The organism is Flagellimonas crocea, from assembly GCF_033441595.1.
In the GTDB taxonomy this organism is placed as follows: domain Bacteria; phylum Bacteroidota; class Bacteroidia; order Flavobacteriales; family Flavobacteriaceae; genus Flagellimonas; species Flagellimonas crocea.
This window is the reverse complement of record NZ_JAUZVX010000001.1, coordinates 373456-399350: the sequence shown is the minus strand read 5'-3', so window position 1 is coordinate 399350 and position 25895 is coordinate 373456. Positions and strand designations below refer to the sequence as shown.

At 41.6% G+C, this 25895-nt stretch carries 27 protein-coding genes; 18 read left to right on the top strand and 9 right to left on the bottom strand.

Going from position 1 to position 25895, the window contains the following annotated elements:
- The first annotated feature begins 46 nt into the window (after nucleotides 1-46).
- Nucleotides 47-2329 (top strand): TonB-dependent receptor, encoded by a 2283-nt coding sequence (locus SD449_RS01855; RefSeq protein ID WP_318308334.1) that lies wholly within the window; start codon nucleotides 47-49, stop codon nucleotides 2327-2329.
- 29 nt (nucleotides 2330-2358) lie between these two features.
- Here SD449_RS01855 and SD449_RS01850 read toward each other — a convergent pair whose 3' ends face one another.
- Genes SD449_RS01850 through msrA form a run of 3 tightly spaced genes read right to left on the bottom strand, consistent with a single transcriptional unit; the run spans nucleotide 2359 to nucleotide 3845 of the window.
- Nucleotides 2359-2655, bottom strand: coding sequence for a hypothetical protein (locus SD449_RS01850; protein ID WP_318308333.1), 297 nt, complete (start codon nucleotides 2653-2655; stop codon nucleotides 2359-2361).
- Nucleotides 2656-2695: 40 nt separating this feature from the next.
- Nucleotides 2696-3295, bottom strand: a complete 600-nt coding sequence (folE, locus tag SD449_RS01845) for a GTP cyclohydrolase I FolE (protein ID WP_318308332.1) — start codon at nucleotides 3293-3295, stop codon at nucleotides 2696-2698.
- Complete coding sequence (msrA, locus tag SD449_RS01840) at nucleotides 3282-3845, bottom strand: peptide-methionine (S)-S-oxide reductase MsrA (RefSeq protein WP_318308331.1); 564 nt, start codon at nucleotides 3843-3845, stop codon at nucleotides 3282-3284. The genes folE and msrA overlap by 14 nt, the downstream gene beginning before the upstream one ends.
- 231 nt (nucleotides 3846-4076) lie before the next feature.
- On the opposite strand from msrA, the gene SD449_RS01835 reads away from it, so the two are divergent.
- The 4 genes from SD449_RS01835 (at nucleotide 4077) to SD449_RS01820 (ending at nucleotide 6117) form a co-directional block, all read left to right on the top strand.
- Nucleotides 4077-4745, top strand: a complete 669-nt coding sequence (locus SD449_RS01835; protein WP_318308330.1) for an ABC transporter ATP-binding protein — start codon at nucleotides 4077-4079, stop codon at nucleotides 4743-4745.
- A 1-nt stretch (nucleotide 4746) separates the two neighbouring features.
- Nucleotides 4747-5511: a TIGR02757 family protein gene (locus tag SD449_RS01830; RefSeq protein WP_318308329.1), complete on the top strand. Its 765-nt coding sequence runs from the start codon at nucleotides 4747-4749 to the stop codon at nucleotides 5509-5511.
- An 86-nt stretch (nucleotides 5512-5597) separates the two neighbouring features.
- Nucleotides 5598-5837: a ribbon-helix-helix domain-containing protein gene (locus SD449_RS01825; RefSeq protein WP_207031710.1), complete on the top strand. Its 240-nt coding sequence runs from the start codon at nucleotides 5598-5600 to the stop codon at nucleotides 5835-5837.
- A complete protein-coding gene (locus SD449_RS01820; RefSeq protein WP_318308328.1) occupies nucleotides 5830-6117 on the top strand; it encodes a type II toxin-antitoxin system RelE/ParE family toxin in 288 nt (95 codons plus the stop codon). Before SD449_RS01825 ends, SD449_RS01820 begins: the two co-directional genes overlap by 8 nt.
- Before the next feature lie 13 nt (nucleotides 6118-6130).
- Here SD449_RS01820 and SD449_RS01815 read toward each other — a convergent pair whose 3' ends face one another.
- On the bottom strand, nucleotides 6131-7270 hold the full coding sequence (locus tag SD449_RS01815) for a Gfo/Idh/MocA family protein (RefSeq protein ID WP_318308327.1): 1140 nt from the start codon (nucleotides 7268-7270) through the stop codon (nucleotides 6131-6133).
- 131 nt (nucleotides 7271-7401) lie between these two features.
- Between SD449_RS01815 and SD449_RS01810 the strand changes: the two genes are divergently transcribed.
- From SD449_RS01810 to SD449_RS01770, 9 genes are all read left to right on the top strand, one after another.
- Complete coding sequence (locus SD449_RS01810; protein ID WP_318308326.1) at nucleotides 7402-8886, top strand: S10 family peptidase; 1485 nt, start codon at nucleotides 7402-7404, stop codon at nucleotides 8884-8886.
- Between the two features lie 137 nt (nucleotides 8887-9023).
- Nucleotides 9024-9293: a hypothetical protein gene (locus tag SD449_RS01805; RefSeq protein WP_318308325.1), complete on the top strand. Its 270-nt coding sequence runs from the start codon at nucleotides 9024-9026 to the stop codon at nucleotides 9291-9293.
- 59 nt (nucleotides 9294-9352) lie between these two features.
- Nucleotides 9353-10021, top strand: a complete 669-nt coding sequence (locus SD449_RS01800) for an SGNH/GDSL hydrolase family protein (protein WP_318308324.1) — start codon at nucleotides 9353-9355, stop codon at nucleotides 10019-10021.
- Between the two features lies 1 nt (nucleotide 10022).
- Nucleotides 10023-10418, top strand: coding sequence for a hypothetical protein (locus SD449_RS01795; protein WP_318308323.1), 396 nt, complete (start codon nucleotides 10023-10025; stop codon nucleotides 10416-10418).
- A 20-nt stretch (nucleotides 10419-10438) separates the two neighbouring features.
- Complete coding sequence (locus SD449_RS01790) at nucleotides 10439-11446, top strand: glycosyltransferase family 2 protein (protein ID WP_318308322.1); 1008 nt, start codon at nucleotides 10439-10441, stop codon at nucleotides 11444-11446.
- Nucleotides 11447-11552: 106 nt separating this feature from the next.
- A complete protein-coding gene (locus tag SD449_RS01785) occupies nucleotides 11553-13505 on the top strand; it encodes a BatA domain-containing protein (protein ID WP_318308321.1) in 1953 nt (650 codons plus the stop codon).
- Nucleotides 13502-14755, top strand: a complete 1254-nt coding sequence (locus SD449_RS01780; RefSeq protein WP_318308320.1) for a dihydroorotase — start codon at nucleotides 13502-13504, stop codon at nucleotides 14753-14755. Before SD449_RS01785 ends, SD449_RS01780 begins: the two co-directional genes overlap by 4 nt.
- On the top strand, nucleotides 14755-15078 hold the full coding sequence (locus SD449_RS01775; protein ID WP_318308318.1) for a hypothetical protein: 324 nt from the start codon (nucleotides 14755-14757) through the stop codon (nucleotides 15076-15078). Before SD449_RS01780 ends, SD449_RS01775 begins: the two co-directional genes overlap by 1 nt.
- A 9-nt stretch (nucleotides 15079-15087) precedes the next feature.
- Entirely contained in the window at nucleotides 15088-15747 is a 660-nt protein-coding gene (locus SD449_RS01770) for an alpha/beta hydrolase (RefSeq protein WP_318308316.1), read from the top strand.
- 84 nt (nucleotides 15748-15831) lie between these two features.
- Here the strand turns inward: SD449_RS01770 and SD449_RS01765 are convergent, their stop codons facing one another.
- A complete protein-coding gene (locus tag SD449_RS01765; protein ID WP_318308315.1) occupies nucleotides 15832-16329 on the bottom strand; it encodes a hydrolase in 498 nt (165 codons plus the stop codon).
- A gap of 5 nt (nucleotides 16330-16334) precedes the next feature.
- Nucleotides 16335-17099, bottom strand: a complete 765-nt coding sequence (locus SD449_RS01760) for an MBL fold metallo-hydrolase (RefSeq protein WP_318309179.1) — start codon at nucleotides 17097-17099, stop codon at nucleotides 16335-16337.
- 89 nt (nucleotides 17100-17188) lie between these two features.
- Between SD449_RS01760 and SD449_RS01755 the strand changes: the two genes are divergently transcribed.
- Nucleotides 17189-18640 carry a TonB-dependent receptor gene (locus SD449_RS01755; protein WP_318308314.1) on the top strand — a complete coding sequence of 484 codons (1452 nt, stop codon included), beginning with the start codon at nucleotides 17189-17191 and terminating at the stop codon, nucleotides 18638-18640.
- A 77-nt stretch (nucleotides 18641-18717) separates the two neighbouring features.
- Here SD449_RS01755 and bcp read toward each other — a convergent pair whose 3' ends face one another.
- Entirely contained in the window at nucleotides 18718-19170 is a 453-nt protein-coding gene (bcp, locus tag SD449_RS01750) for a thioredoxin-dependent thiol peroxidase (protein ID WP_318308313.1), read from the bottom strand.
- Nucleotides 19171-19225: 55 nt separating this feature from the next.
- Between bcp and SD449_RS01745 the strand changes: the two genes are divergently transcribed.
- Nucleotides 19226-19888 (top strand): endonuclease III domain-containing protein, encoded by a 663-nt coding sequence (locus SD449_RS01745; RefSeq protein ID WP_318308312.1) that lies wholly within the window; start codon nucleotides 19226-19228, stop codon nucleotides 19886-19888.
- Between the two features lie 253 nt (nucleotides 19889-20141).
- Here SD449_RS01745 and SD449_RS01740 read toward each other — a convergent pair whose 3' ends face one another.
- The gene (locus SD449_RS01740; RefSeq protein WP_318308311.1) at nucleotides 20142-20726 is read right to left on the bottom strand and encodes an RNA polymerase sigma factor; all 585 of its coding nucleotides are present in this window, start codon (nucleotides 20724-20726) and stop codon (nucleotides 20142-20144) included.
- A gap of 252 nt (nucleotides 20727-20978) precedes the next feature.
- On the opposite strand from SD449_RS01740, the gene uvrA reads away from it, so the two are divergent.
- Nucleotides 20979-23771: an excinuclease ABC subunit UvrA gene (uvrA, locus tag SD449_RS01735; protein ID WP_318308310.1), complete on the top strand. Its 2793-nt coding sequence runs from the start codon at nucleotides 20979-20981 to the stop codon at nucleotides 23769-23771.
- A 155-nt stretch (nucleotides 23772-23926) separates the two neighbouring features.
- Here the strand turns inward: uvrA and SD449_RS01730 are convergent, their stop codons facing one another.
- On the bottom strand, nucleotides 23927-24259 hold the full coding sequence (locus SD449_RS01730; protein WP_318308309.1) for a hypothetical protein: 333 nt from the start codon (nucleotides 24257-24259) through the stop codon (nucleotides 23927-23929).
- Between the two features lie 25 nt (nucleotides 24260-24284).
- Between SD449_RS01730 and SD449_RS01725 the strand changes: the two genes are divergently transcribed.
- A partial coding sequence (locus SD449_RS01725) for a DUF7507 domain-containing protein (protein WP_318308308.1) occupies nucleotides 24285-25895 on the top strand: 1611 nt, incomplete at its 3' end.

The window sequence follows — 25895 nt, the reverse complement described above, 5'->3', positions numbered from 1 at the left end:
TAAATACGGTCGATTTAAGTTTTTTTAAAACCATTTATTTTTTACAATGAAACAATTCTATATTTCAATGCTATTGGCATTGACATCACTATATACCTATTCACAAAATACCCTTTCGGGAAAAATAACGGACGCTGAATCTGGAGAACCGTTGGAGCAGGTCTCTGTTTACATCCCGCAGCTTGAAAACGGCACGATAACGGACGAAAACGGGGATTTTACCCTTAGAAATTTACCGGAAGGAAACTATAAACTGGTGGTATCCTACATTGGGTTCGAAACCTATTCCACTTCCGTTGAAATCAACCCTGGAAACAATCAACTTGACCATCAGCTGTCCCCCTCGGCCATAGAAATGGATGAAGTGGTGCTTTCCACCCCTTTTCACAAATTGCAACGCGAAAACGTAATGAAGGTGGAACAGAAATCCATGGAGGAGCTCAAGCAACAAGGGGGCATAACACTATCCGAAGGAATTACCAACATTCCAGGCGTTTCTTCGGTATCCACAGGAGTTGGAATAGGAAAACCTGTTATCCGGGGACTTAGTTTTAACCGTGTTCTGGTCTATACCCAAGGGGTACGATTGGAAAACCAACAATATGGGGGCGAACACGGGCTTGGCCTGAACGATGCTGGGATTTCAAGTGTAGAAGTTATAAAAGGTCCTGCATCTTTGCTTTATGGTTCCGATGCTCTGGGCGGTGTACTTTATCTAAATCCTGAAAAATTTGAAACCTCCGGCGAAACCTCGGGCGATGTAAATATGAGGTATTTTACCAATACCTTGGGGTACAATGCCAATGCCGGATTCAAAACATCCGGTGAAAAGCTCAAGTTTTTGGTCCGTGGTGCCTATGCGTCCAATGCGGATTACGAGACCGGTGACGGTACAAGCGTTACCAATTCCAGATTTAACGAAGCCGACCTAAAAACCGGACTGGCCTACCAAGCCTCAAAATTTAAAACAGAGCTCCGTTACAACTACAATGCTTCGGAACTTGGGATTCCTGAGGAAATTGGTGTTCAAAATAACGACCGTGACCCTTTGATGCCCTATCAGGAGCTGTCCACCCATATTTTGAGTTCGAAGAACAACTTCTTTTTCAAAAAATCAAGCTTGGAAGCAACATTTGGATACACGGTAAACGATAGAAAAGAGTTTGAGGAACACCACGAAGAGCATGAAGGCGAGGAACATGCCGAGGAGGAGGAAGAACACGCAGAGGAGGAACATGAAGAAGAGCACGAAGGTGCCGCATTGGATATGCGATTGAGCACCTTTAACTACAACATCCAATTCAATCCGCAATGGGGCAAAATGACAACCATTTTCGGGGTTCAGGGAATGCACCAGACCAATGAAAATTTTGGAGAGGAAGTGCTGGTTCCCAACGCGATCACCAACGATTTTGGGATTTTGGCAACCTCACATATCCATTTTAATAAAAGTGACCTACAATTGGGTTTACGGTACGACCTAAGATCAATAAATGGTGAATCAAGCGGAGTTGAGGGCGATGAGGAATACATCCCTACTTTGGATAAAAACTTCAACAGTTTCAATGCAGCCGTGGGATATCGTATGGATCTTACCCAAAATATAATGGGCCGATTGAACTTGGCCACGGGGTTTAGAGCTCCCAACCTGTCCGAACTAGCTTCCAATGGATTGCATAGTGGTGCCAACCGTGTGGAAATCGGTAATCCCGATTTGGACAGTGAGCAAAACTTTCAAATAGATTTGGCGTTGGAGTATGGCAATAAACATCTTGAAGCCTACATAAACACGTTCTACAATATTGTAAACGATTATATTTATTTGGAACCTACGGGAGAGTTCAGGGAGTTGGACCCCGTCTACGATTTCCAACAACAAAACGCCATTTTATATGGTGGTGAGTTTGGTTTCCACCTGCACCCCCACCCTATTGATTGGTTGCACTTGGAAAGTAGCTACGATATTGTTTACGGACAATTGGAAGACAAATCCAACCTACCTTTGATTCCTGCCAACCGCTGGACCAATACGTTTAGGGTGGAATGGAAAAAGAGGAACCAAGACTATAGGTGTTATGCGTTCGTAACGCTTCAAACAAATTTTGACCAGAACAAAGTGGCCGATTTTGAGACAAGGACCCCAAGATACAATTTGTTCAATGTAGGCATTGGTGGCGATATGAAAATCTTCAATCAAAAAGTGGGCTATTCCATTACCGGGAACAACTTGTTCGACAAGAACTATATCTCACACCTGTCAAGATTAAAAGCGGATGGCATCGCCAACATTGGAAGGAATATTTCTTTTAATTTGAATGTTCCCTTGTAATCGCTGGGTCTTCACAAATAAAATAAAGGTCAATCTTTTATAGGTTGACCTTTTTTCCTTTTTAATAGGTAAGTATATATCCAAGTAAGGGTGAATGTGGGAATCACGTCCATACCGGGTACCAACTCTTCCACAAAGGTGACTAGACCTGCGGCTTGCCCTACTCTTCCCCTGTACATACGGGTCATGAGCCAGCCAGCTACTGGCGCCCAAATTACATCCGAAAACTCCCCGATCCCAGGAATTACAAAGGACAGCATACCAATACCATCAAATAGTAAACCCAAAAGGAGGTTTCGGTACTTGTTATTTTTTTCAGTTGCCATACGGGAAAAATAGCGATTCCCGCTTAATTGGAAAAGAAGATTATGACAAATCGGCGCTCACCAGCTTCAAAAACTCGTTCCGTGTTTCAATTTTTTCGAATTGCCCCCTAAAACCAGAGGTAGTAGTGACCGAGTTTTGTTTTTGCACCCCGCGCATCATCATGCACATATGGGAAGCTTCGATTACAACGGCCACGCCTTTAGGCTTTAAGGTTTTGTTGATGCATTCCAAAATATCGTGCGTTAAACGTTCCTGCACTTGAAGTCTACGGGCAAAAACATCGACCACCCGGGGAATCTTACTTAAACCAACAATATGTCCGTTGGGTATATAGGCTACGTGCGCCTTCCCAAAAAAGGGCAGCATATGGTGCTCGCAAAGGGAGTATAATTCAATATCCTTTATGATGACCATATCATCATATTCCTCGGCGAACATGGCACCCTTTAGGATTTTCTCGGCATCCTGCTTGTAGCCCTGGGTAAGAAAAAGCATCGCTTTTGCGGCCCGTTCTGGAGTTTTGATCAATCCCTCTCGGGTAACGTCTTCACCAATATCCCCTACAATTTTGGAGAAATGGTCTTTAACCTCATTGGTAATTTCAATATTATACTCTTCGAGGTTTCTATATGGAGCCATGCTTTAATTTTTTTGAAAAATAATTATTCAATTTTTTGATCTTGGGATCTATAATGATTTGACAATATGGTTGTCGCCTGTTTTGATTGTAGTAGTTGTGATGTTCCTCTTCGGCAGCGTAAAAAGGTTTTTCTTCGGATACCGCAGTCACTATGGGTGATTCAAAAACATTTTTGCTTTCCAAAAGAGCAATAAAGTCTTCTGCCAACTTCTTTTGTTCCAGGTCCGTGTAAAAGATTTCGCTTCTATATTGAGTGCCCACATCATTCCCTTGTCTGTTCAAAGTTGTAGGATTATGGGTAGCGAAAAACACTTCCAACAGCTCGTTGTACGATATTTTTGATGGGGTAAAGGTTATTTTGATGGCTTCGGCATGACCTGTACGGCCAGTACAGATTTCTCGGTAGGCTGGATTTTTTATGTTTCCGCCCGTATAACCAGAAATTACGGTTTCTACACCTTCAAGTCTTTGAAAAACCGCTTCGGTACACCAAAAACAACCATTCGCAAATATTGCGGTTTCCAATCCTAAAGTATTTTGTTTATCCATTTTGATTCAAAGTTAAACAATATTTGAGTGTAACAATTAATTCTAACAAATATTTATATGTTCCTTGGTCGAAATTATGGTCTAAAACTTATTTCATCGGATATGCTATCATTTTACCCTTGGCTCAACATGAAACAAGGATACTTGGTGAAAATTTGTGGAATTCATGTCAAAACGATCATCTTTGCGATACAACAACAATGATTATCTTCGACCAGTGAAGTTGTACATATGATAAAGGCCACAAATATTCAAAAAAGTTACGGAGACCTCAAGGTTTTACAAGGGGTTGATCTCGAAATCCAAAAGGGCGAAGTAGTTTCCATAGTAGGTGCCTCTGGTGCGGGAAAAACTACCTTATTACAAATTCTGGGCACATTGGACAGCCCGACCAATAAAGGGGAAAGCACGTTGTTGATCAATAATACGGACGTAAACCAACTCAACGAGAAGAATTTGGCCAAGTTCAGAAATGAGCATATAGGGTTCATCTTTCAGTTTCATCAGTTGCTGCCCGAGTTTACCGCTTTGGAGAATGTGTGTATACCTGCTTTTATCAGAAAAACTGCGAAAGCCGAAGCGGAAAAACGTGCCAAGGAACTATTGGACTTTTTGGGACTAAAGGATCGCTACGACCATAAACCGAATGCACTATCGGGCGGTGAGCAACAACGCGTGGCCGTGGCCCGTTCCCTAATGAACAATCCTTCTGTGGTCTTGGCCGATGAGCCCAGCGGAAACTTGGACTCAGAGAGCGCCGAGAATCTTCACAAGCTGTTTTTTAAACTTCGGGATGAATTTGGCCAGACCTTTGTTTTGGTGACGCACAACCTAGAATTGGCCGATATGGCGGACCGAAAACTCACCATGGTGGATGGTTTGATCGTTTCCAAAGATTGATATGACCAAAGCGGAACTCAAAGAATTTTTGGAGGCCAAGGTTTTGGAATACAACCATCCCAAGTTTTTGGAGGATGACCCTTTGCAAATCCCACACAAATTCACGCAAAAGGAGGATATTGAGATCAGTGCTTTTTTAACGGCCACCATAGCGTGGGGAAACCGAAAAAGCATCATCAACAATGCCACAAGACTCATAGAATTGATGGGCAACACACCCCATGATTTTGTGATGAACCATACCCATGGTGATTTGGAGCGCCTCTCTCCTTTTGTACATCGTACTTTTAATGGTATTGACCTTGGTTACTTTGTAACCAGCCTTCAAAATATTTACAAAAACCACGATGGTTTGGAAGCGGTTTTCACCGCACATCAGACCAAAGATTCCATGCAGCCTGCCATTTCCAAGTTCAAGGAACTGTTTTTTGAGCTGCCACACCAGAGTCGAACGCAAAAGCACGTTTCCGACCCCAATAAAGGCTCTGCAGCCAAACGCATCAATATGTTTTTACGGTGGATGGTGAGAGACAACAATACTGGGGTTGATTTTGGCTTGTGGAATGGTATTGCCCCTGCCAAACTTTCTTGCCCGTTGGATGTGCACTCAGGTAACGTGGCCCGTAAACTCAAACTGCTCAAACGCAAACAGAACGATGCCAAAGCATTATTGGAGTTGGACAAAAATCTAAGAAAACTGGATGCCACCGACCCTGTAAAATACGATTTCGCACTGTTTGGATTGGGGGTTTTTGAAAGGTTTTAGATTAAATGTCCGTATCAAAATCATAAAATTGTTTGAGATGATTCGGATTTGGTGTATTTTTACACCATATCAAATAATCAGAAATTATGGCTCGTCAAAGTATTTCCTTCACAAAACCTAACGATCAATGGCTTAAAGAACAAGTGGATAAGGAAGAGTATTCCAGCAAAAGTGAACTTGTCAATGATTTGATACGTCAGGCAAGAAAACAACAAGTACAAATTGATTGGGTCAAAGCTAAGTTGGAAAAAGCCGAAAATAGCGGGTTTACCAGTGATAGCAAAGAAGAAATCCTGGCCCAGTCCAAGTCAATGCTGAATGGCTAAATATAGACTGAGCAACACAGCAAAAGAAGATTTAATTAGAATCCATCAATATGGCGTTCAAAGGTTTGGGATGGCTCAAGCTGACAAATATTTTGAAACTTTTTTTGAATATTTCCAAATCATTGCCCAGCAACCATATTCTTTTGAATCAGTGGACCATATCAAAAAAGGATATAAACGTTGTGTTTGTGGCTCAGATAGTATCTATTATAAACTGAATAATGATTTAGTTGAAATTATTGCTATTATTGGGAGTCAGGATTTGAATAATGTTTTATAGTAAACTTTAAATTTTACCCCCCAAACCCATAACCAGGTTCAAAATCCAAGGCAATGGTCTCTCCCCCATTGGCGATGGATCTATAAATAGCCTCTACGATCATCATATCACGTTTGCCCATTTCGCCAGGCGCTTTGTTAGGTTCATCGAATAAAACATGTCGAGCAAAGTCGTCCATTTGCAATTTTTGTTGGCTTTCGTGCGGGAATTTAATGGTATCTCCATTGGAGGTCTCCCCGCTCAACGGTCCATAATTATTGGCGGGCTGTAACCGAAACCATCCCGATGTTCCCGAAGCATACATGGCATTTGCATTAAAATTGTGGGAAGTGGTAATATTCCCTACTGCCCCACTTGGAAATTTAAATTGTGCCGTAATGGTCTCGTCGGTATCCTTAAAATAGTCGGGGCGAGTACTAAATTCCTGAGCCGCAACTGAAATAGGATTTTCACCTGTACCATAAATGGTACTTTGTACGGCATAAACGCCCATGTTCATTAAAGCACCACCTCCTGACATTTCTTTGTTCAATCGCCACTGGTCTGGATTGCCCGTTGAGCGGTAGGCAGCATCAGCGGAAACGAAGAGAATATCCCCAAAGGTTTTTTCTTTTACATATTCCTTTACCTGCTGGGTGTAGGGTTCGGAATGTAAGCGATAGCCCATCCCCAATTTTACCCCGGCCTCATTGCACGCTTCGATTATGGCTGTACACTCCTCAACACTTATTCCCATAGGTTTTTCGCAGATCACATGCTTGCCCGCTTTTGCGGCTCGAATACTGAATTCGGCATGCATACTATTGGGAAGCACCACGTACACTACATCGATATCCTCATTATTGGCGATATCATCAAAATTTTGATAATTGTAGATATTCTTTTCCGGGATTCCGTATTTATCAGCCCATATTTTCTCCTTTTCAGGCGTTCCGGTCACAATTCCGGCCAAATAACAATATTGGGTGTCCTGCAAGGCGGGGGCAAGCTGGTAGGTACTATAACTCCCCAATCCCACTAAGGCTATCCCAAGTTTCTTTTTATCCTGATTTGCTCCCATGGCACATGCAAATGGCGCGGATGACAATAAAGCTGCTCCGCCAATTCCTTTTGCGGTGAGACTGCTAAAACTTCTTCGGGTGATGATTTTCATAAGGTTTTGATTTAGTGAGTGTACTCTAAAATTAAGAATAATAGGTTAATTCACCATTTAGAATTCTTTTAACAAGGTAAGAACTTTCAAATTCCCTATTTTTATGGCTAGACTAATTCAACCAAATAATAATGAAAAAACTCTTACTATTAGGTATGGCGTTATGCACGTCATTTGCCTTTGCCCAAGAACGAAAAATTCCTATTGACACGGCAATAACCACTCAACATGCCGTAACCATTGACGGAACACGTATCAATTACACGGCCACCACGGGAACACAGCCCGTTTGGGATGAAATGGGCAAACCCACCGCCACACTTCACTACACGTACTACACCAAAAACGACGTAAAGGACAGGGCATCAAGACCCTTGCTGATTTCCTTTAACGGAGGGCCGGGTTCCGGTTCTGTTTGGATGCACTTGGCCTACACAGGACCACGAATCCTTAAAATTGATGATGAAGGATACCCTGTTCAGCCTTATGGCGTTAAGGAGAATCCATACTCTGTATTGGACGTAACCGATATTGTTTACGTAAATCCAGTTAATACTGGTTATTCCCGAACTATTCCAGAAACAGGAAAAGATGTAGATCGCGATAAGTTTTTCGGAATCAACGCAGATACCAAATATTTGGCCGAGTGGCTGAACACTTTTGTAACCAGAAACAACCGTTGGAGATCTCCCAAATACATTGTTGGTGAAAGCTATGGTGGTACCCGTGTCATGGGGCTTTCCTTGGCGCTTCAAAACCAACAGTGGATGTACTTGAACGGTGTCATCATGGTTTCCCCTGCCGATTATAAGGTGTTCCGGGACAATGACCCGGTTTCCAGCGCATTGAACATGCCTTATTTTGCGGCTACCGCATGGCATCATAAAGCATTGCCTTCCGATCTGCAAAGCAAAGACCTTTTAGAGGTGTTGCCCGAAGTGGAAGAATTTACCATTAACGAATTATTGCCAGCCATTGCCAAAGGTGGATTTATAGCAGATTCCGAACGTAAGGCCATTGCCAATAAAATGGCGCGCTATTCTGGATTGGAAGTACAGGACATATTGGACCACAACTTGGACGTACCTACCCAATTTTTCTGGAAAGCTTTGATGCGAAGAGATGGAGGTTACACCATCGGTCGCTTGGACAGTCGCTATTTGGGAATTGACAAAACCTTGGCCGGTACCCGCCCAGATTATTCTCCAGAGCTGACCTCTTGGTTGCACAGTTTTACTCCTGCAATCAACTATTATTTACAGGAAGAGTTGGATTTTAAAACTGACATCAAGTATAATATGTTCGGCCCTGTACATCCTTGGGATGACAGTAACGATAGTGTACGTGACGATTTGCGCCAGGCTATGGCCCAGAATCCATACTTGAACGTTTTGATACAATCCGGTTATTATGATGGTGCCTGCACTTATTTTGCAGCCAAGTACACAATGTCGCAAGTAGACCCCAGCGGTAAAATGAAAGACAGGTTCGAGTGGAAAGGATATCGCTCTGGACACATGATGTATTTGCGTAAAGAAGACTTAAAAACAGCCAACGAAGATATTCGGGCGTTCATTTTAAGAACCCAAGCCAACGGGAAGAGCGCGAAATATTAATTCGTAGTATATAAAATAATTAAAGCGGTATGACTTTATAAGTTGTACCGCTTTTTCATTGAATTATTATTTGAAACATTTGTGTTTTTGTAACAAATACTCAATATATCATACATATATGATATAATATTTTAATTATGGGAGGCGAAGGAAGTATGATGCATGCCATGAAGAGCCTAAGGGCCAACAGGGAGATGCTCAAAAAAAGAAGGTTGAAATCTAGAGATGACGTTTACGGCAAAGAGAACATCACTAAACTTAATTTCAAAAAATCAACACGACGCGATATAGTTCGAATACGTAAAAAAATGTTTATTCAAAAAGAAAAAGAGAAGAAACAAATGTTCTATGCTATTATAGCCACCATTCTGTTCTTTTTTATGCTCTATTTACTATTTGTCCTATGATAATTTTCTATTTTTAACAAAAACCGCACATAGTGAAAAAACAAACTATATTTTGGTTCATGATATCGTTTCTAGGATTATCTATCACCTCAAAAATAAAAGCCCAAGATTGGCCTAATTTGGAAAAGTATAAAAATGCAAATACAGAACTTCCCGCACCCGCAAAAGGAGAAAATCGGGTAGTGTTCATGGGGAATTCCATCACCGAAATGTGGAAGGATGCTCATCCTGACTTTTTCACCGAAAACCCCTACGTGAACCGTGGCATTGGTGGGCAGACCACTCCCCAGATGTTGTTGCGTTTTCGTCAGGATGTAATTGACCTTGACCCCAAAGTAGTGGTGATTTTGGCAGGCACCAACGATATAGCGGGCAACACAGGACCCATGACACTGGAACAAATACACAATAATATTTTGTCCATGGTCCAACTGGCAAAAGCCAATGGAATAAAACCCATAGTTTGTTCCGTGCTTCCCGCCTACGATTATCCATGGAGACCAGGTTTAAATCCAAATATTAAAATCCCAAAGCTCAATGAAATGCTTAAGGATATGACGGAAACCGAGGATATTATGTACTTGGATTATTTCTCCGAAATGGTCGATGATAGAAATGGCATGCAGTCCAAGTTAACTACGGACGAAGTGCATGTTACTAAAGCAGGATATGAGATTATGGAGCGTATGGTGAATGAGGCCATAGAAAAGGCTCTCAAAACCGAGTAAAATGGATGATGCCCATTTTATACGAGCTTTTGAAGCAGGAAAATTCCAACCCAAAGCGTTCAATCACCGAGCACATATAAAACTGGCATGGATTTATCTGAATCTGTTTGATGAAGAAACCACTATTTCCAAAACGTGCGGAGCCATCAAAAATTTTGATAAACTTCATGGGGATGGCAGCAAATACCACCATACCTTGACCGTTGCTGCGGTAAAAGTGGTGCATCATTTTAAGCAAAAATCAATGGCGACCACGTTTGATGATTTTGTGGCCGAAAATCCAAAGCTTATTGCTTCATTCAAAGAATTACTTTTCCAACATTACGGAGAAAGTTTACTTGCCGACCCAAGAGGAAAAACAGCCTATTTGGAACCCGACCTGCTTCCCTTCACTTAAGAATTTCGTTACATTGCGGCATGCAAAATGGCAAGGTCAGCATCATTATCCCCTTTAAGAACACCGCGCATTATCTGCCCGAGTGTCTGGATTCCATTGTAAATCAAACTTATACCGACTGGGAAGTGCTCGCGGTTAATGACCATTCTACCGATGAAAGCTTTGAGCTCCTCACCTCCTATTCCCAAAAAGATGGGCGAATCAAAGTCTTTCAAAATAAGGGAGATGGAATCATTCCTGCGCTTCAAAAGGCATATCACCAAAGCCAAGGGAACTTCATAACACGTATGGATTCGGATGACATTATGAAACCCAACCGTTTGGAGTTCATGGTAAATGCATTGAAGAAAGAAGGGAAAGGTCATATTGCTGTGGGGCAGGTAAAATATTTTTCGGACAGGGGCATCAGCAATGGCTATGAACGCTATGAGGAATGGTTGAACCAACTGACGTCCCAAGGAAATAATTTTGATGAAATCTACAAAGAATGTGTTATCCCCTCCCCTTGCTGGATGGCCTATCGTGACGACTTTGAAAAGTGCAAAGGTTTTGAGCCCCAACGCTATCCCGAAGATTATGACCTCACGTTTCGGTTTTACGAACATGGGTTTAAAATTATTCCCTGCGATATAGTATTGCATCTTTGGCGTGATTACGACACGCGCACATCCCGCACCCACGAGCATTACGCTCAAAACTATTTTTTGGATATTAAGCTCCATTATTTTTTAAAATTGAATCGGGATATAGACCGACCACTAGTGGTCTGGGGTGCTGGATTCAAAGGAAAAAAGATTGCCAAAGGGTTGAAAAAACAGGGATTGGATTTTATTTGGCTGTGCGATAACCCGAAAAAAATCGGTAAAAAGATCTATGGGAAAGAACTGGTCCATTTTGAGGTATTACAAGAATTGAATAATTCGCAGAGCCTCATCACCGTGGCCAATGCCGATGCACAGCAAGAAATTCGAAGGTATTTTTCAGACTTAAATCAATTACCAATGCAGGATTACTTCTTTTTTTGCTAGGTTTTCCGTGTTTTGAAAAAAGATTCTTCGCTCCGCTCAGAATGACAATAAATTGTAGATCATTAATTGATCATTGATAAATGAAGTTTGAAATCAGAATATATTAATGCCTATCTTTGATCAAGCAATGTTGGGAATGCAGTTTAAACATCCAGAAATTCTTTGGGCACTTTTTCTTCTAGTCATACCCATTTTAATCCATTTATTCCAGTTACGCCGCTTTACCAAAACCCCGTTTACCAATGTGGCCATGCTACAAAAAGTGGTCTCGGAGTCCAGAAAGAGCAATACCCTTAAAAAATGGTTGCTATTGTTGACCCGATTGTTGTTATTGGCGGCCGTCATCATTGCATTTGCACAACCTTTTTCCTCAACATCCATAGCGCTCAAGGAAAAGGAAACCGTGGTCTATTTAGACGATTCCTTCAGTATGCAGGCCAAAAACAATGGGATTTCCCTCCTAGAAAAGTCTGTTCAGGATTTAATAAAAAATATGGATGGTGATTCCAGGTTAAGCCTCTTTACCAACGAAAAAACATTTGCCAACGTCCAAATAAAGGATATTCAAAACACTTTGTTATCACTACCCTATTCCTACAAACAATTAAATCTGAACGAAATTGGACTTAAGGCAAAAAGCCTCTTTTCACAAAATAGGGGCTCGGTAAAGAATTTGATCGTGATTTCTGATTTTCAGGAACGGATATCAGCCGGGAGCACCACGTTGGATACCACTTTGATTCCTCACTTTGTTCCGATGCGGCCACGGGAAATTCAAAATGTCTCCATTGATTCCATTTTTATCAATGAAAGTTTAAACGACCAATCCACCCTCAATGTATTTCTAACCGGCGGAAATGAGGAGGAGGCCTTGCCCATTTCGCTTTACAACAACGATGAGCTGATTGCCAAAACCGCAGCTAAATTCAGTTCCTCTGGTGATGCCAAGGTAGATTTCACCATTCCGACGAATGAACAGTTGAACGGACGTTTGAGCATTATCGATAACGCTTTGGGGTATGACAATAGGTTCTTTTTCAGTATTAATTCGAAAGAAAAAATAAAAGTGCTGGCCATTAGCGAATCGGATAGTGATTATTTGGAACGACTGTTTCGTGGTGAGGAGTTTGATTTTCAAAAAAACAGATTGACCCAGTTAGATTACAGCAGTTTGGGAAATCAAAACGTAGTAATCTTGGATGACCAGTTGTCGATTCCCAGTAGTCTCCAGAACATTTTACGTACTTTTAAGACGGATGGGGGCACCCTTATCATTGTTCCCGACCAGAACAGTGATATTTCATCCTACAACAGCCTCTTATCCAGTTTATCAACAACCCGATTTTCGGAAAAAGTGGTTTCCAACGCCCAATTGACCAAAATTACATTCGAGCATCCGTTGTACCGGAACGTGTTCAAACAGGAAGTCACCAATTTCCAATACCCATCGGTAAAGGAACATTTTGGTATACAGACCAGTCTGCCAGTAGCTTTGTCCATGGATGGCGGTGATCCCTTTTTGGTCGGTGACGATGGGCTGTACGTGTTTACGGTTCCTTTGGAATTGGAGAACTCAAACTTTATAAACTCCCCATTGATCGTACCTACCTTTTACAATATGGCCCAATCCAGTTTACGGGTACCAAAACCTTACGAAACCCTCGGGGAAGTCTCCACAGTGGATATTTCCGCGGAAATAGGAAACGATGACATTTTAAAGGTTTCCAAAGATGGATATGAGTTTATTCCGCTACAGCAGACTTTTCCCAATCGGGTCCGGCTCACTTTTGACCAAAACCCTACCGAAGACGGGATTTACTCGATTGTACAGAACGAACAAATTTTACAAAATATAAGTTTCAACTATCCGCGAACAGAAAGCCAACTCAAATATCTGGATTTGGGAACTTTGGAAAATGTGAACACCATGGATTCCGTTCCGGAACTATTTGAATACTTGAAAGCCGAGAACAACATTACTGCATATTGGAAATGGTTTGTTATTTTAGCGTTGCTTCTGGCGCTTATTGAGGTACTCATTCAAAAATTTGTTACATGAACATTCTGCTGAAGTCTGCAAAAATTGTATGCCCAGAAAACAAGGAGCTCCACTTGAAAAAGCGCGATATCCTCATCAAAAAAGGAGTGATCGAAAAAATCGGTGCCGCTGTGGAAACCCCGCCCAATGTCAAGGTAGTGGAAAAAGAAAACCTCCATGTTTCATTGGGATGGTTCGATAGCAGCGTAAGTTTCGGGGAGCCTGGATTTGAAGAGCGCGAGACCATTGCCAATGGACTTTTTACAGCGGGCAAAAGCGGATTTACAGATATTGTGCTCAATCCAAACACGCATCCCGTGCCCGATACAAGTTCCGACGTGGTGTTTTTAAAGGAACGTGGGCAGGGCATGGCCACAAAACTTTATCCATTGGGAACCTTGACCCGAAATGCAGAGGGCATCGACCTTGCAGAGCTTTTCGACATGAAAAATGCGGGTGCGGTTGCCTTTTACGATTTTAAAAAGCACATTGCCAATCCAAACCTGCTCAAGATTGCATTGCTCTACGCCCAAAACTTTAATGGACTGGTCTATTCTTTTCCCCAAGATGGTGACATTAAGGGCAAGGGTGTGGTACACGAGGGCGAGATTTCCACAAAACTGGGACTTAAAGGAATACCTGCCTTGGCCGAGGAACTTCAGATTGCAAGAGATTTGTTCGTGTTGGAATATACGGGAGGAAAACTCCATATTCCGACAATTTCGTCGGCAGAATCGGTAAAATTGATAGCCGAAGCCAAGAAAAAGGGATTGGATGTAACCTGTAGTGTCGCGGTGCACAATCTTTTCTTTTCGGATGAAACCCTGGAAAGTTTTGACACCCATTATAAGGTCTCCCCGCCATTACGGACCAAATCGGACTGTAAGGCACTGATCAAAGGTGTTAAAAACGGTACCATAGATTTTGTCACCTCGGACCACATACCGATGGATATTGAACATAAACGTGTGGAGTTTGACAATGCCAAAAACGGAACCATTGGACTTGAATCGGCCTTTGGATGCCTGAACACCATTTTTGACCTGGACGAAACCGTTGCATTGTTGACCAAGGGCCGCTCGCGATATCAAATTGAGGTGCCACGACTGGAGGAAGGTTCCAAAGCCTGTTTGACCCTCTTCAATCCAGATGGTGAATATACATTTGATACAAAAAATATTCTTTCGACATCAAAAAATAGCATGTTCGTAGGAGCCACGTTAAAAGGAAAAGTTTACGGAATCATCAACAATGACCAAACTACGTTATAATGAGTAATTCGGACCCTGGCAAAACCACGGCAATTGTGGCATACATTACCATTGTCGGGTGTTTGATTGCCATCACCATGAATATAGAGCCCAAAAACGCATTTGCCCGTTTCCATATTCGGCAGGCGTTCGGGATTCACATATTGTTCCACGCCCTGGCTATTTTAATGACCTACACGGGAATGGTTTACCTGTCTGCATTTGTGTATATCTTTTATCTGGGAATCTGGGTGTATGGTTTTTTGCAGGCATTGAACGGTAAAATCAAACCTCTGCCCATTTTGGGGCCCTATTTTCAAAAATGGTTCACATTCATTTCATAAACTAAAACAATGTCCCTTAAACCCCTATCGCTGGAATACTTGCTTCGACCTTCATCAAAAGATTCAGGAAAAGTACCTGTCCTTTTTATGTTTCACGGCTACGGCAGCAATGAGGAAGACCTTTTTTCCTTTGCCTCCGAATTACCGGAAGAACTCATGATTTTTTCCGTAAAGGCGCCATACGACCTTGAACCCTTTGGCCATGCGTGGTATGCCATAAATTTTGATGCCGAACAAGGTAAATGGAGCGATGATGAACAAGCGAAGGAATCCAGGGAAAAAATAGTTGCTTTTATCGATGAGGCCATTGAAGCTTACCCACTTGATGAAAAGAGCATCACCTTACTTGGGTTTAGCCAGGGAACTATCTTGAGTTTTTCGGTGGCGTTGTCATATCCTGAAAAAGTAAAAAATGTAGTGGCACTGAGCGGATACATCAATGAAAACATTTTGATCAATGACTATACTGATAAAGACCATCGTGATTTAAATTTCTATGTATCCCATGGACAAGTGGATCAGGTAATTCCTTTGGAATGGGCCCAAAAATCCCCTGATTTTCTTAAAAAATTAAATATCCCTACAACTTACGAGGAGTTTCCCGTGGGGCACGGTGTCTCACAACAAAACTTCTTTTCCTTTAAAAAGTGGTTGGAAAAGCATATTTAAATCCTAGTTGTCATTCCGTGCTTGACACGGAACCCCATCCAACAATGGACCCTGAAGTGATTTTTTTAGAAAATCACAGGTAAATTAGTACTCCTGCGGTGCATACAAAAGATGTTCTGCCAAGGTAAAGTCCACGCTCAAATCATCTTTTAGCTCATACTTTATAATGAGGTCGCCCCAATATTTTCCATCGGAAAAATCGGCCAAGATCCATTTGTGATTGAGCACTTTGATCTTGTTGATTTTAAAATCGCTCTCCATGCCTTCATAGGGTATCAATGGATTGTCGCCCTTTTGCTCATTGGTCTCCAGCAACTTATCTTGAATATATAGTGATGGATTTTCCAAATTCAAATGGTCATAATAGGCCAGCGCATCATCATTGTTCTCCAGCGAAAAATATTGCATGTCCAGCACTTTCAAGTGCATGGTCTGCAAGGAGTCCTTTAACTCTCCGACTCCCGTTTGCAATTGTTCAACATCCTCTGTCAACGCCTTTTGCATATTGTTCCCCGTGACAAATTGAAAAAGGGCCAATAAGGCGGCAAAAACAAATAGGTATAGAAAAATTCTGCTTTTCATCGAGTTTAAATTTTAATCTGTAGGTTATCGTAGGCCAAATGTATGTTTTTGGGAAGACTTTTTTCCACTTCCTCATGAAATCCCAATAAAGCGCTGATATGGGTAAAATACGTTTGCTCCGCCCCTATTTTCTCGGCAAACTCCAAGGCCTCTTTCAAATTGAAGTGCGAATGATGGGGTTCGCGCCGCAGTGCATTGATGACTAAAACTTTGGCACCCTTCATTTTTTTGATTTCCTCTTCCTCTACACGCTTTACGTCCGTCATATAAATAAACTCTCCAAAACGGTATCCGAAAACCTGTAATCTGTTGTGGAATGCTTCAATAGGGACTACGTCCAAATCGCCCAATGTTAGTTTTTCATCCTTTGAAACCTCATGTACCTGTACCGCTGGTGCTCCCGGATATCGGTCCTCATCGGCAAAAATATAGTCGAAACGTCTTTGGAGGGAGTTCAAGACCCTAGGGTGTGCATATATGGGAATATCCCCTTGTCTGAAAAAAAAGGGGCGAATATCGTCCATACCTGCCGTATGGTCCGCATGCTCATGGGTAAATAAAATACCATCCAATTTTTTAATGGGATTGGCGAGCATTTGTTGTCTAAAGTCCGGGCCGCAATCAATTACGTAGTTGTAATCTTTCCATGAAATCAATACGGATACTCGAAGTCTTTTGTCCTTGGGGTTGGTACTAAGGCAAACGGGATGGTCGCTTCCGATTACCGGTATTCCCTGCGAAGTTCCCGTGCCCAAAAATGTAATGGTCATACTATCATCCATTAAATCCAAAATTATAACTTATTTATTTAATAGATTGATTGAAGAGTGTAACTTTGCCAACATAAAAAAATTCGGATATGCCCACCGTACCAAGCAAAGAAAATGCTTTTGAGAATATTCCTTCCATAAAGGCGAAAACCCTTAGGATCAACTTGAACCGGGATATTTATGGAACCTTTGCCGAGATTGGCGCCGGACAGGAAACTGCCAGACACTTTTTTAGGGCCGGTGGTGCTTCGGGTACCATTGCGAAGGCAATGAGCGCTTACGATAAATCCTTTAGTGATGCCATTTATGGTATTGAGGAGGATGGGCGCTATGTTACCCAATCCCGTTTAAAAAAGATGTTGGACCACGAAATGCGTTTGGTAGAGGAACGTATCAGCAGGGACAGCAATCCGGATTATTTGTTCTTTAGTTATGCCAACACCGTGGCCACCATCGATTTTTCCAAGCGATACAAGGGGCATGGATGGGTAGGACTACGGTTTCAGTTAGACCCCGACCAAAAGGAATATGATGAGATTATCCTTCATATCCGTTTTAAGCAGAACGAAGCCCGATTACAACAGGAAACCTTGGGTATCCTAGGTGTCAATTTGATTTACGGTGCGTTTTTTAAGTTCCATAAACCCAAAAAGCTCCTAAAATATTTGTACGATCATATTGACCAGGACACCTTGGAAATCGATATGATCAACTTCACCGGGCCCAATTTTGCCGATGTGGATAACCGTTTGATGAGCCTACAGCTTATTAAAAACGATATGACCGATGCAGTAATGTTCGGCCCCGATGGGAACAACTTGCTTCCGGCAGCGGTGCTTTACAAGAAGAGTATTTTGGCACTAAGGGGAAGTTTTAGACCTGTGACCAAGGTAAATATGGACATGTTCCAAAAGTCCTATGACATCTTTGTAAGGGAACAAACGGTAGAATACGAAAACACCATTGTGGTATTTGAAATAACACTTTCCAACCTAAAAGCTTCGGGCGAAATTGACGAACAGGACTTTATGGACCGGGCCGAACTGTTGTGTTCGCTAGGTCACACCGTTTTAATTTCCAAGTTTCAGGAATACTACAAATTGGTGGAATACTTTAACAATTATACCAAGGCCAAAATTGGTTTGACCATGGGGGTCAATAACTTGGTAGATGTATTCGATGAAAAATATTACCGTCATTTGAGCGGTGGGATTTTGGAAGCGTTCGGTAAGCTGTTCTTCAAGGATTTAAAGGTTTACCTATATCCAATGAAAGACCCGGAGACCGGTCAGATTCTTACGAGCAACAATGTTAAGGTCCATCCTAGAATGAAGGAATTGTACAAATTCTTTAAATATAATGGCAAGGTGATGGATATTATCGATTACGACCCCGATGTTCTTCATATTTTCTCCAGGGACGTTCTCAAAAAAATCATCAATAAAGACGATGGTTGGGAGAATGAACTTCCCGAAGGTATTGCTGAAATCATAAAGGAAAAGAACTTGTTCACCAGAAAGGTTCTTGAAGAAAAAGAATAGAAACAAAAAAGGCGCTGATTCAGCGCCTTTTTTATTTTTAAATGTCAGTTCCAACCCAATCGATGTGACAAATCTATTTATGCTAATATTTGGGCGGCGTGATCTTTGGTCTTTACTTTTTCAATTACGTTTTCCACTTTGCCATCACCATCAATAACAAAAGTTGTTCTGTGAATGCCATCATATTCCTTGCCCATGAACTTTTTTGGTCCCCAAACACCAAAGGTGTTGATCACGGTATGGTCCTCATCGGCCAATAATGGAAAGGGAAATTCGTATTTGACCCTAAAATTGGATTGTTTCTTCTCCGAATCGGCACTTACGCCCAAGAGCTCGTAGCCCTGAGCCTGCAGTTCCTTATAATTATCGCGCAAGTTACAGGCCTCGGCTGTGCATCCGGGAGTATTGGCTTTTGGATAAAAAAACACGACCAATTTTTTTCCTTTGTAATCGCTTAGATTAATTGTGTTCCCGTCTTGGTCTTTTGCTGAAAAATCAGGTACTTTATCTCCTACTTTTAACATATTCATTTGCGTTGCTCTTGAATTTATTGTTTAATATTTACACAAACAAAGTTAAACAAATATGACCAAACAAGAAAAGGTTGATTTTGCTATTAAGACCCTGGATGAACTCTATCCAACAATTCCCATTCCTTTAGATCATAAAGATCCTTATACATTATTGATAGCGGTTTTATTATCGGCCCAAAGTACCGATGTCCGGGTCAATCAAATTACACCCTTATTGTTTGAAAAGGCGGATAATCCCTTTGATATGGTCAAGCTTTCACAAGAAGAGATTCGTGAAATCATCAAACCTGTTGGCCTCTCCCCTATGAAATCCAAAGGTATTTATGGGCTTTCCAAAATATTGATCGAAAAATATAATGGTAAGGTTCCCAGAGACATTGCCTTATTGGAAGAATTGCCTGCCGTAGGCCATAAAACGGCCAGTGTGGTGGTCTCACAGGCTTTTGGCATCCCTGCTTTTCCGGTGGACACGCACATTCACCGATTGATGTACAGATGGGGATTCAGCAATGGCAAAAACGTGGTCCAAACGGAGCGCGATGCCAAGCGATTGTTCCCGGAGGAAATCTGGAACCGGTTACATCTCCAAATCATATGGTACGGCCGGGAATATTCCCCAGCTAGGGGCTGGGACCTGGAGAAGGATATCATTACCAAGACCGTTGGCCGTAAAACGGTGATCAACGAATACTATAAAAACAAAAAGAGCCGCTAATTGCGGCTCTTTTCGTCAGTTTGATCCTTAAATTAATTCAATGTTACCTCAAACTGGTGTTTTTTGTAGTCAACTACATGAATCGATTTCGAAAAGCTAAGCAAGAAATCAACAGTTTTCTGACTTGCTTTTACCGTTTTTACGGATTTTTGTTCTTCAGAGTAAATGTTTTCCATATTCTAGCGTAAGTAATTGTTTCCATTATATAACGGCGCTAGATTGGAATTATTGCGGACTTCGACGTAATGCTCGATTAATTCGTTAAAACGATATTCTTGCGCTCAACAATCTTTCTAAGGTTGATAAGGGCATATCGCATTCTTCCCAAAGCTGTATTGATGCTAACGTTAGTGTTTTCGGATATTTCCTTAAAACTCATATCCTTATAAATACGCATGATCAATACTTCTCTTTGGTCGTCAGGTAATTCGTCGATCAAAAGCGTGAGGTCGCTTTCAATTTGATCTTTGATGATTTGCTTTTCGGCGTTCAACTTTTCGTCGTGGATAACGGAGAAAATATTGAAATCATCGCTTCCCTCGAATTTGGGCATTCTTTTGTTCTTGCGGAAGTGGTCGATTACCAAGTTATGGGCAATTCGCATTACCCAAGGCAAAAATTTGCCCTCTTCGCTATACGTTCCCTTTTTTAAGGTTTTGATCACCTTGATGAAGGTGTCCTGGAAAATGTCCTCTGCGACATCCCTATCCAAAACTTTGCTGTAAATGAAGCTGGTGATTCTCTGGTTGTGCCTGTTGATCAGGATTTCGAGCGCTTTCTCGTCTCCGTCAATGTAGTTCTTTACTAAAATCGAGTCTTTAATCTGTAGTTGTTCCATACAAATTACTTTTTTTGGGTTAAAATCACAGCCCTCCCCTTGCAGGAAAGACATTAGTTATTCAGTTTTTAATCTTTAAAAAAGTAATTATTCTGTATAGGCCTATCAGGATTTTAATTACACTTCAAATATAGATAAATAAGGAGGCGACTTAAAAATCTATGTTGTGAGTTGTCGATTTTTATATGTTAACTGATGCAATATACGTATTAAGTGTAGTGTATCGTATCTTTGGAATCCTAATTTTAACAGATGGCAGTCAATATAAACGTAGATCCCAAGCAGAATATTATCATAAAAGGTGCCAAACTACATAACCTTAAAGATATTGATGTTGTTATTCCAAGGAACAAGTTGGTGGTTATCACAGGTTTATCAGGTTCAGGAAAATCCAGTTTGGCTTTTGATACGCTTTATGCCGAAGGTCAGCGTAGATATGTGGAAAGTCTCTCTTCCTATGCCCGACAGTTTTTGGGGAAATTGGACAAACCCAAAGTGGACTATATTAAAGGTATAGCCCCAGCCATTGCCATTGAACAAAAAGTAAACTCCACCAATCCACGATCTACGGTTGGGACCACCACGGAAATATATGACTATCTAAAATTGTTGTATGCCAGAATCGGAAAGACCATATCCCCCATTTCAGGCAAAGAAGTAAAAAAGCACACCGTTACCGATGTCATCAATTATATTAAAAACCTGAACGAAGGGGATAAATTATTGTTATTGGCACGTATTCAAATAAAAGATGAACGGGAACCATTAAAATCTCTTGAACTTTTTTCCAAGCAGGGATATGCCCGTATCAAATATAAAGGAGAGGTCATCCGGATAGACCAGGCCCCAAAAGATATTGGACGGACTTTTGATTTGGTGGTCGATAGGATCATTGTAAAGGATGATGAAGATTTTTACAACCGATTGGGAAATGCGGTGGACAATGCCTTTTTTGAAGGAAAAGGCCAATGCGCCATTGAAAACCTTCAAACGGGTGAAATAAAAACTTTTAGCAATCAGTTTGAGCTTGATGGAATGAAGTTTTTGGAACCGAACGTTCACTTGTTCAGTTTCAACAATCCATACGGAGCCTGTCCCAAATGTGAGGGCTACGGTGATGTGATTGGTATTGATGAAGACCTTGTAATTCCGAATACGGCATTATCAGTATATGAAAATGCTGTTTTTCCTTGGAGGGGCGAAAGCATGGGATGGTACCGTGACCAATTGGTGAATGCTGCATACAAGTTTGATTTTCCGATACACAAACCATGGTTTCAACTTTCCGAAGAACAAAAACAATTGGTTTGGGATGGCAACGAACACTTTATCGGTATCCATAAATTCTTTGAACAACTGGAGGAAAAAAGCTATAAGATCCAGAACAGGGTGATGCTTTCCCGCTACCGAGGAAAAACCAGATGTTCTGTTTGTAAAGGAAAACGCCTACGTAAAGAAGCTGACTACGTTAAGGTGGGCGGAAAATCCATTTCGGATTTGATTGAACTTCCCATCAACCAACTATTTCCTTTTTTTGAAGAGCTTCAACTCTCCGACCATGATAAGGCCATTGCACAGCGATTGTTGAAGGAAATTACGACTCGCTTGAAATTTTTGGACAAGGTAGGCCTGAGTTATTTGACCCTGAATCGAAAATCCAATACGCTTTCGGGCGGAGAGAGCCAGCGAATAAATTTGGCAACCTCTCTGGGCAGTAGCTTGGTAGGTTCCATGTACATTTTGGATGAACCGAGCATAGGGCTCCATCCGCGAGATACCGAAAATTTGATAGAGGTGCTAAAATCACTGAGAGATCTGGGCAATACCGTGATTGTGGTGGAACATGATGAAGATATTATGGCAGCTGCTGACGAAATTATAGATATCGGGCCCGAAGCCGGAACATTGGGAGGTAAAGTTGTGGCCACTGGAAACTGGGATTCAATTTTAAAATCGGATTCCTTAACGGCATCATACCTTAATGGTTCCATGGAAATAGCTGTTCCAAAAGAACGTAGAAATTCCAAGCACTATATCCAAATAAAAGGAGCCCGTGAAAACAACCTAAAAAATATAGATGTTACTTTTCCTTTGAACATGCTCACCGTGGTCACAGGGGTCTCCGGGAGCGGCAAGTCCACTTTGGTAAAGAAAATTCTTTTTCCGACCATTTTAAAGGAAGTAGGCGGCTATGGGGAAAAAGCCGGACAGTTCACTTCTATGGAAGGTAAATATGCCCATATTAAGCATGTGGAATTTGTAGATCAAAACCCAATAGGACGTTCCTCCCGTTCCAATCCGGTGACCTACATCAAGGCCTACGATGACATCCGTAGCCTATTCGCGTCTCAAAAATTGAGCAAGTTAAGGGGGTATCAGGCCAAGCACTTTTCTTTTAACGTTGATGGTGGCCGATGCGAAAAATGCAAGGGCGAAGGAGAAATTACGGTAGAGATGCAATTTATGGCCGATGTTCACTTGGAGTGCGACGTGTGCAACGGGAAACGTTTCAAAAAAGACATTTTGGAAGTCCATTTTGAAGGCAAGAACATCGATGACATTCTGAACATGACCATTGATGATGCCGTAGAACACTTCAAAAATTACAAGCAGGATAAAATAATTTCCAAACTAAAGCCTTTGCAGGATGTTGGTTTGGGCTATGTGGCATTGGGTCAGTCCTCCTCTACCCTTTCGGGCGGTGAAGCACAGCGCATCAAACTGGCCTCATTTTTAGTAAAGGGACATACCAAGGAAAAAGCACTTTTTATATTTGATGAGCCCACAACGGGACTCCATTTTCATGACATCAAAAAACTGCTCAAATCATTTGATGAGCTTATCGATAAGGGACATTCCGTAGTAGTGATAGAGCATAATATGGAACTCGTAAAATGTGCCGATTATATCATCGATCTCGGCCCAGAAGGAGGCGAAAAAGGAGGAAATTTGGTTGTTGAAGGCACCCCTGAGGAAATCGTTGGCAACAACCAATCACATACAGCGAGATACCTGTCAGAAAAACTATATTTTTTTCCTTTTTAAGGTAGTTCATCACCATCAAAAAAACACTTTTTCATACCAAGAAGTATATAATTGGTTAATTCATAACACGCATATATCAATTCATTTAGGGCATCCGTCAATTGACCTAATAAATAATTAGGGCATTTCCTTAATATCGTGGGTTAGAACTTAACTCATTTAGCCATGCTCTTTTCCAAATCTTCCCCCTTGAGAAAACAGGACTTCCTAGTTTTGTTTTTCATTCTAATTGGTATTATCTCGGTTTTGTTTGATAATGCTCCCCAAAAAAGCAAAATACAGGAATCGTCTAATTTATTTGCAGGTATTACCTCCAAAAATTCTCTGGACGACATGGCATTTTCATCAAATGAAGAAAGTTTTTTTGTCCCAGGAATAGCAATAACCTTAAACGGTAGCTCCTTCACTTTTAACGGGGACTCACCGGGATGTACTTCCCTAAGGTATGTTATAAGGGTATTTAATACTAGCACCAACAACGAATCCATTGATGGAAACACTGTAGTAATTGATATGGGCCCAGACATTACCGTTGGGCCATTGGTAAGTGGTGACACAAATAGCAACAATCAAATAGATGAAGGAGAGGTATGGTTCTATGAAGCATTTAGGCCCATTACAGAAGCAGATAAGTTAAATGCTGAAATTATTTATCAAGCACATATAGAAGCATCTGTAGTTGGGAGTGGTACTATAGTAATGGATGACTCCCACCCATCCGATATAAATTTGGACGGGCCTACCGTGACCAAAATAAGCTGTAGGTCAGGTATTAACATGCTTTTGAAGGGAGTTACCAAAGATATTAGCGGAAATGATGGTGGCTGTGCTTTTGTTCAAATTACTTACGAAGTTCACTACACCAGTATTATTCCTGGAGAAACCTTTGAGAGTATAGTAGTATACGGCCAGAACGGTGATGAACTTATCGCTCCACTTTCGGGAGACAATTCCCCATTTGGGGTTTTAGATCCTGGAGAAATTTGGATCTATACAGAAAGTTATAGCCCTACAGCAGCAGAAGTTGCAGCAGGTCAAATAGAGCTTCAGGGCTATGTGGAAGGTGTTACGGTACAAGATGCAAGTGTTTTGGTGTCAGATGTTTCGGATCCTACAGACCTCAATGCTGACAATCCCACCATTATCAATTTTTCAGCTTGTACTCCAAGCATTAGTCTGATTAAAACCGGAGAGGTAGTTCCGGGTTGCGAAGAAATTCTATACACCTTTACAGTGACCAATCAGGGAAATAACTTAACAGGTCCCTTAAAAGAGATTGTCGTTGAGGATGAAACCTTTCCATTCATGGTAATTAACGGTCCTCAATCCGACGCCAATAATGATGGGGTAATGAGCCCTGCAGAGGTATGGGTGTTCACAGGCTCACATGCAATAACCACTGCTGATATTTTAGCAGGAGAGGTAATCAATCAAGCTCGCGTTACCGGGTCGATGGATTATCAAGGAACTGATGTTCATGTTGAAGATGATTCGGATTTTGAAGATGAAAAGTCAGATCGTCCTACGGTGGTAGATCTTTCTGGGTGTATGCCCCGTATCTCTCTCATTAAAGAAGGTCTTATAAACCCGGACTGTTTGACCATTGATTATACATTTACAGTGGTAAATCAAGGTAATACTGGCCTTCTGTTAAATAATGTGGTATTGGCCGACTTAAACTTTCCAGGACTTGTCATCGACGGGCCATTCGGAGATAATGGGGATGATATACTGGACGGCTCAGAAGTATGGACCTATACAGCTACTTACGATATAACCGCGGATGATATAAATACAGGTAAGGTGGATAACCAAGCAAAAGTGACCGCAGATGTTCTGAATTTTCCAGGAATCAGTATTGAAGACAATTCAGATAATGATAGTTTTCTAGAAGATCAAATAACAACTGTTGATCTATCAAGCTGCCAAACACCTGCCATCCAGGTCACCAAACAGGGAGCGGCCAACGTGGACGCCGACAGCGACGGGTGCATCGACGGCATCACCTATACCTTTACCGTGACAAACATAGGCAACGTGGACCTGCACACCGTACAGCTCTCCGACAACAAGGTGGACGACCCGACACTATTGGAGCAGCCCCTCCCCGGCGAGGACGAGGGC